Here is a 6454-nt window from a genome sequence, read left to right as displayed (position 1 = left end):
ATACGAGCACGGCGATTGCCATCCCGATGTCGTCCGGCTCGCCGATCCGTCCGAGTGCCGCTGCCCGCCGGCGCGTTCCGACCGTGCGCGGCCACGACGGCCTCACCGGCGGGCCCGCGGCGGGCGCGCGAGGTGTGCCAGGCCAGCGCGGCCGCCGCGAGCGCCAGGAAGCCCAGGCCGGTCCCCATCACACCGGCCCATCCGAATGCGGAGAAGGACACCGAGGCGATCGCGGAGCCGACGGCACCTCCGGCGAACACCGAGAAGATGTACACGGTGTTGAGACGGGCCCTGATGGCGGGCTGCGCGGCGAAGACGCGGGCCTGGTTGGCGATCTGACTGCTCGTCGTGCCGTAGCCGAGAAGGTTGCAGCCGACGGCCAGAAGGATCAGCGACTGGCCGGCGCCCCCGAACAGCAAGAAGGCGAACGCCACCGACGTGAGCGCCATGACGTTGACCCTGAGCGGGCCCCAGCGGTCGGTCAGCCGCCCCGAGTACCGGGCGGCCAGGGCGCCAGGGACGCTGAAGAGGCCGAACAGCCCGACCACCGCGGGCCCCAGCCCGATCGGCGGCGCGGTCAGATGGAAGGCAAGCGACGACCAGAAGGCGGAGAAGGCCGCGAAGACGGTCCCTCCCAGTGCCGCCGAGACGCGCAGGGACGCGTGCTGGACGACCAGTTGGGGCAGGGAGGTCAGCAGACGGACGTAGCTCTCCTTCTTCCGGGCGGGCGCCCCGGGGCCGGCCGGCATGTAACGCGGGAGCACCAGAAGCAGGGCGCCGGTGGCCACTGCGGCGACGACGAACCCGGCTCGCCAGGTCCCGGTGACTTCGGCGATGAGGCCGGCGGCGGTTCGGGAGAGCAGGGCCCCCAGGGTCAGTCCCGTCCCCACGGCGCCCAGGACGCGGCCCGCGTTGCCGGCCGAGGCCATGGCCACGACGGTCGGCATGATGACCTGCGGCAGCACCGTGCTGGCGGACAGCACGAGGGCGGCCGAGCCGAGAAGGGCGACCGAGGGGGCGAACGCGCCCGCGAGGAGGCCGACGGTGGTGATCGCCAGCAGCAGGGTGGACAACCGGCGGAGCCTGGCGCCGTCGGCGAGCGGCACGACGGTGACGATGCCCAGGGCGTAACCGATCTGCCCCATGGTGGCCACCAGCCCGGCGGTGGAGGCCGAGGTGTGGAAGGTGTGGGCGATCTCGTCGAGGAGCGGCTGGGTGAAATAGATGTTGGAGACGGTGATCGCAGTCGCCGTGGCGAAGACCGGAATGGTCCCCCGTTTGACGCCCGGGCGGGTGGCTGCGCTGGTCATGGGGTCCTCAGTGCACTGTTCACGGGTTGGAGAAAAGACGTCAGGGCGTCGACGGGGTGCGGGCGGGGCCCCGCCACGGCCCGCGGTCGGCAGCGAGCACTGCTGAGAGCGGAGGGCCGGCTGCGGCCGGGTGGCGGGGCGGCTTCTCGCACCCGCGGTTCGACGGACCGGCACCGGCTGCCGCCGGGAGGACGGCCGGCCGTGCGCGGGAAGGGCCGCGCAAGAGGGCCGGAACGCGGCCTGTGGTCAGACCAGCCTGTTCCAGGTGAGTTCCGCCGTACGTTCGGCACCCCAGAGCCGAGTGGGAGTGGTGACGCCGAGTCGCAGGAACGAGCCGGCGAAATCGACGTTCCGCACCTGCTTCCGCCCGATCCAGTTCGGGAAGAGGCTGGTGCTGACGTGGTGCTCCACGGTGTGCGGATCGACCACCTCGAACGGGCCGCCGTAGGCGACGTAGCCGGTCGCCGCCCGGGCCAACTCGTCGGCTGCCGCGTCCTCCGGACGCGCCGAGCCCAAGGAGGGCCGGTCGCCGCGACACAGCTGAGCGGACATGTACCCCTCGGGGGTGTAGAGGATCAAACCGTACGGGGTGCGGCCGAGGGGGTGGATGACCTCCCCGTCGCCGCTGGTGGCGGTGTACGAGACGAGTTGCCACGCGCCGAGCAGCTTCATGCGGACCTCGTCGCGGGCCTCGCGCTCGTCGCGTTCTGCGGCCGGGTCTGTCGTGGTCATGGAAGTACTCCTCTTCTGACGGGAAGGGGACTGGGAGTCCCGTCGGGTGTGCGGACGGGACCCGCTACGGGTTCACTGCCGGGTGAGTTCGCCGTCGACGAGGCGCCAGAGGTTGAGCGGATTGGCTTCGCGCAGGGGCTGCGGCAGCAGGTCGTCGGGGAAGTTCTGGTAGGTGACCGGACGGATGAACCGCTCGATCGCGCCCATGCCGACAGAGGTGAAGCGGCTGTCGGAGGTGGCGGGGAAGGGGCCGCCGTGGGTGGAGGCGTACGAGACCTCCTGCGGGATCGAGAAGGCGTTGAAGACGATCCGTCCGGTACGGCGTTCCAGGACCGGCAGGAGCTGTGCGGCGGTGGTGCGGTCGGCGGCGTCGGCGTGGAGGGTGGCCGAGAGCTGTCCGCGGAAGGCGCGTGCCGCCTCCAGCAGTTGCTCCGTGCTGGAGACCTTGACCAGCAGGAGTGCGGGGCCGAAGACCTCCTCGCGCAGAGTGGGCTCGGCCAGCAGCTGCTCACCGGTGACTTCGAGCAGCAGGGCCTGCCCGTACGCCCCGCCCTCCGGGGCGGCTCCCTCGCCGAGCCGGACGGCGCCGTTGTCCTCGTGGCGCTGGGCGTTGCGGGTGTAGGCGTCGTGGATGCCGGGCGTGAGCATGGCGCGTGCGTCCCACTTCTCGACCTCGGTGATGGCCGCGTCGCGCAGTTCGGCGTAGCCGGGTCCCTCGACGGCGAGGAGGATGGCGGGCTTGAGGCAGGCCTGTCCGACGTTGTACATGCCGCGCTGCACGAGGCCGGCGCCGATCTCGGCGGCCCGGGCGGCCAGGGCGGCGGGCAGGACGAAGGTCGGGTTGACGCTGGTCATCTCGGTGAAGACCGGGATGGGGTCGGGGCGCTGCTGGGCGCGGCGGTACAAGGCCATGCCGCCGGCCTCGGATCCGGTGAAGGTGACCGCCTTGACCAGCGGGTGGTCCACGAGGGCTTCGCCGATCTCGTTGCCGAAGCCGCGCACGAGCGCGAAGACACCCGCGTGCAGACCGGCTTCGGCGACGGCCTCCTGGATGATGCGGCCCTCGATCTCGGAGGCCCCGGGGTGTGCGTTGTGGGCCTTGAGGACGACGGGGCAGCCGGCGGCCAGAGCCGAGGCGGTGTCACCGCCCGCGACGGAGTAGGAGATCGGGAAGTTGCTGGCACCGAAGATCACCACCGGGCCGAGGGCCACCTTCTGCAGCCGGTGGTCCAGGCGCGGGGTCGGCCGGCGGTCCGGCTGCGCGGGGTCGATGGCCGCCTGGAGGAAGCGGCCTTGGCGCACGACGGCGGCGAACTTGCGGAATACGCCAGCGCTGCGCACGGCCTCGCCCTCGAACTGCGCGGCGGGCAGGCCGGTTTCCAGAGAGGTCCGTGCGGCGAGTTCGTCCTTGGCCGCATCGAGCTTGTCCGCGATGAGTTCGAGGAACGCCGCCCGCTTCTCGAGCCCGGTGTGGCTGTAGCTGTCATAGGCGTCGTCGGCCAGGCGCAGGGCTCGGTCGACCTCGGCCGGCCCGCCGAAGGCGAACTCGGGCTCGATGAACTCTCCGGTGGCGGGGTTGAACGCCTTCATTGTGCCCGCGGTGGCGGGCACCTGGCCTCCGCCGATCAGCAGGTCTCCGGTCAGTGTCATGCGTGTGCTCCCTTGAACGCGGCGATGAGCTCGTCGGTGGTGGTGATCGCGTGGGCGTAGGTGGGCCCGTTCAGCTCGTGCGCGGCGTGCATCATCTCGGGCAGGAACGCCGCGGTGGCGTCGCGTACGAGCGTCACGTGGTAGCCGAGCTCCATGGCGAAGCGGCCGGTGGACTCGATGCAGGTGTTCGCCAGCAGGCCGACGAGCACCACGTGGGTGATGCCGTGCTGCTTGAGCTGGAGGTCCAGATCCGTGTTGGCGAATCCGCTCTGCGCCCAGTGCTCGGCGACGACGGTCTCGCCGGGCTGCGGCTGGAAGTCCGGGTGGAACTCGCCGCCCCAGGTCCCGCGGGCGAAGCTGTGCCGCTCCATGATGCCGAGTTGGGTGGGGTTGGGGTGGGTCCACGTCTCGTAGTCACCCTCCTCCCAGCGGCGGTGCGGGACGAAGATCACCTGAGTGCCGGTGTCACGGGCGGTGGCGACGACGGACCGCAGGTGGTCGAGCAGACCCACCTGCTGCGCCATGGACTCGAGGCGCGGCCACACCTTGCCGCCCTCGGACAGGAAGTCATTGAACGGATCAACCAGCAGAACGGCTGTGTGACGCGGGTCGTAGGTCTGGGTCATGAGGGTCAACTCCGATCTGGATGATTGACATCATCCAGACTTGAAGATTACGCCCATCATCCTGAATGTCAAGCGAGGGTCGCATCAATCCTCCCCGCTCAGGCATAGGTGTATGATGTGCATCATCCAGTTGTGCAGTGTCCACACTGCGCCGCCGCACGAAAGGCAGGGTCGTCATGGGCCACTCGCAGGCGGAGAAGGCGGCAACCCGCGAGCGGGTGCTCAGGATCGCGTCGCGCAGGGTTCGCATGGACGGCGTCAATCGCCCCGGTGTCGCGGAACTGATGAAGGAGGCCGGCCTGACGCACGGGGGCTTCTACAAGCACTTCGATTCCCGGGACGACCTGATCGCACAGGCCGCCGCCTTCGCACTGGCGGAGGGAACGGCGAAGATGGAACGGTCCGCCCACAAGAACGAGCGGGACGCGCGAGCCGGCCTCATCGACGCCTACCTCGCCAAGCAGCACCGGGACGGACCGGCCACCGGATGTGCCCTGGTCACCCTGGGCGCCGCAGCCGGACGCGGCGACCAGCACATCAAGCAGGCGTACGAGAACCAGGTCCGCACCTACCTGGACCTGATCGCGGGCCTGGACGACGACGCCGAGGACGCCCGGGCCGAGGCCATGCTCACTCTCAGCGCGCTGGTCGGCGCCGTGCTCATGTCCCGGGCCGTGGCCGACAAGGCCTTCTCCGACGACCTGCTGGAGACCGTCGCCGAGCAACTCACAGGCCGCGCCTCCCGCGACGTCCCCACCGACGCATGACGCACACCTCATGGCTGCTCACGGAACGAGCGGAGGCCGGGCCGGACGCGAAGGGTGCACCCTGAGTTCGGCCGCCCAGGCGAGCCCGAGGGCGAGCGCGATGACGCTGACGGTCACGTCGGAGCGGACCCAGCCGGTCTGCTGCGCACGTTCCAGCAGCTGCCCTCCCGCGGAGCGCATACCGGCGCAGGCCCAGGACCCGCGGGACAGCGACGGGACGGCGAGAGGGCGGCATCCGACTCGCCCGAGGGGCGATCATGTGCCCATGACCTCCCTGAACGATGTCCCCCAGCCCGTCCGGCTCGGTACCTGGCCGACGCCATTGGAGCCCATGCCCCGTCTCGCCCACTCCCTCGGTCTCGGCGCGGAGGACCTCTGGGTCAAGCGCGATGATCTGGTAGGCCTCGGCGGCGGCGGCAACAAGGCCCGCAAACTCGAGTGGCTGTGCGGCGCCGCTGTCGCCGAGGGAGCCACACACCTCGTGACGACCGGCGCGCCGCAGAGCAACCACGCCCGGCTGACCGCGGCCGCGGGTGCCCGCCTCGGTCTCGAAACCGTTCTGGTGCTCGCGGGCACACCCGATGCCACGCCCCAGGGAAACCTCACCCTGGACGCGTTGTTCGGCGCCACCTGCGTATGGGCCGGTGCCGGCGGCGGACCGGCACTCGCCACCGCGGCCGAGGACGTCGCCGCGCGTCTGAGGGCCGACGGTGCCCGGCCGGCACTGCTCCCGTTCGGCGGCTCCAGTGCGCTCGGCGCCCTCGGCTACGGTGCCTGCGGCCACGAGCTGCTCACGCAGGCCCCCGACCTGGACACCGTGGTCGTCGCCATGGGGTCCGGCGGCACCATGGCCGGCCTCGTCCACGCGCTCGGCCCTCAGCGGGTCCTCGGCGTCCACTGCGGTGCCGTCACCGATCCGGTCGACGTCGTGGCCGCGCTGGTGTCCGACCTGTCCGGCGCCCCGCTCCCGCCGGACTCGTTGAGACTGCGACTGGACCAGGTCGGCGAAGGCTACGGCACGTTGACCGAACCGGTCATGGCGGCACTGAACCGCACGGCTCGCACCGAGGGCATCGTGCTCGACCCCGTCTACACCGGTAGGGCCATGGCCGGCCTCATCGCGGCCGTCGCCGACGGCGACATCGCCCCCGGCCGCCGCACGGTCTTCCTGCACACGGGCGGCCTGCCCGGCCTCTTCGGACACACGGGCGCACTCGCGGCGACCGCCGCGGACCTCACCACGAGAAGCCGCACGCTCTGAGGGTTTCCGTCGTCGCTCCCACACCACCGAAGGCGGCCGCAAGGTGTACGCCATCACGGACGCCGGACGCGCCGAGCTGGCCGACCGCAGCGGTGAACTGGCCGATCT

Annotated in this window: 7 protein-coding genes; 2 read left to right on the top strand and 5 right to left on the bottom strand. The window is 71.1% G+C overall.

Features of this window, described 5'->3' with window-relative positions; all coding sequences use genetic code 11:
* From AB0O67_RS35960 to AB0O67_RS35945, 4 genes are all read right to left on the bottom strand, one after another.
* On the bottom strand, positions 1-1310 hold a 1310-nt coding region (locus AB0O67_RS35960; protein ID WP_365459873.1), incomplete at its 3' end, for an MFS transporter.
* Positions 1311-1556: 246 nt separating this feature from the next.
* Entirely contained in the window at positions 1557-2042 is a 486-nt protein-coding gene (locus AB0O67_RS35955) for a lipocalin-like domain-containing protein (protein ID WP_365459870.1), read from the bottom strand.
* A gap of 72 nt (positions 2043-2114) precedes the next feature.
* Entirely contained in the window at positions 2115-3692 is a 1578-nt protein-coding gene (locus AB0O67_RS35950; protein WP_365459867.1) for an aldehyde dehydrogenase (NADP(+)), read from the bottom strand.
* Positions 3689-4318, bottom strand: coding sequence for an isochorismatase family cysteine hydrolase (locus tag AB0O67_RS35945; RefSeq protein ID WP_365459865.1), 630 nt, complete (start codon positions 4316-4318; stop codon positions 3689-3691). Before AB0O67_RS35945 ends, AB0O67_RS35950 begins: the two co-directional genes overlap by 4 nt.
* Positions 4319-4455: 137 nt before the next feature.
* Here AB0O67_RS35945 and AB0O67_RS35940 point away from each other — a divergent pair, with 137 nt between their 5' ends.
* Positions 4456-5085, top strand: a complete 630-nt coding sequence (locus tag AB0O67_RS35940) for a TetR/AcrR family transcriptional regulator (protein ID WP_365459862.1) — start codon at positions 4456-4458, stop codon at positions 5083-5085.
* An 18-nt stretch (positions 5086-5103) separates the two neighbouring features.
* Here the strand turns inward: AB0O67_RS35940 and AB0O67_RS35935 are convergent, their stop codons facing one another.
* Positions 5104-5295, bottom strand: a complete 192-nt coding sequence (locus AB0O67_RS35935) for a hypothetical protein (RefSeq protein WP_365459876.1) — start codon at positions 5293-5295, stop codon at positions 5104-5106.
* A gap of 55 nt (positions 5296-5350) precedes the next feature.
* On the opposite strand from AB0O67_RS35935, the gene AB0O67_RS35930 reads away from it, so the two are divergent.
* Positions 5351-6346 carry a D-cysteine desulfhydrase family protein gene (locus AB0O67_RS35930; RefSeq protein WP_365459859.1) on the top strand — a complete coding sequence of 332 codons (996 nt, stop codon included), beginning with the start codon at positions 5351-5353 and terminating at the stop codon, positions 6344-6346.
* The last annotated feature ends 108 nt before the right edge of the window (positions 6347-6454 follow it).

Origin of the sequence: Streptomyces sp. NPDC086077 (genome assembly GCF_040686175.1) — a bacterium.
Lineage (GTDB): Bacteria > Actinomycetota > Actinomycetes > Streptomycetales > Streptomycetaceae > Streptomyces.
Note: the sequence above shows the minus strand (reverse complement) of the source record. Positions and strands in the feature narration are given on the sequence as shown.

What these genes read in the sequence shown, in the direction of transcription:
- AB0O67_RS35955 (WP_365459870.1), bottom strand. Translation starts at nt 2,042, where the DNA reads ATGACCACGACAGACCCGGCCGCAGAACGCGACGAGCGCGAGGCCCGC.
- AB0O67_RS35945 (WP_365459865.1), bottom strand. Translation starts at nt 4,318, where the DNA reads ATGACCCAGACCTACGACCCGCGTCACACAGCCGTTCTGCTGGTTGAT.
- AB0O67_RS35930 (WP_365459859.1), top strand. Translation starts at nt 5,351, where the DNA reads ATGACCTCCCTGAACGATGTCCCCCAGCCCGTCCGGCTCGGTACCTGG.
- AB0O67_RS35950 (WP_365459867.1), bottom strand. Translation starts at nt 3,692, where the DNA reads ATGACACTGACCGGAGACCTGCTGATCGGCGGAGGCCAGGTGCCCGCC.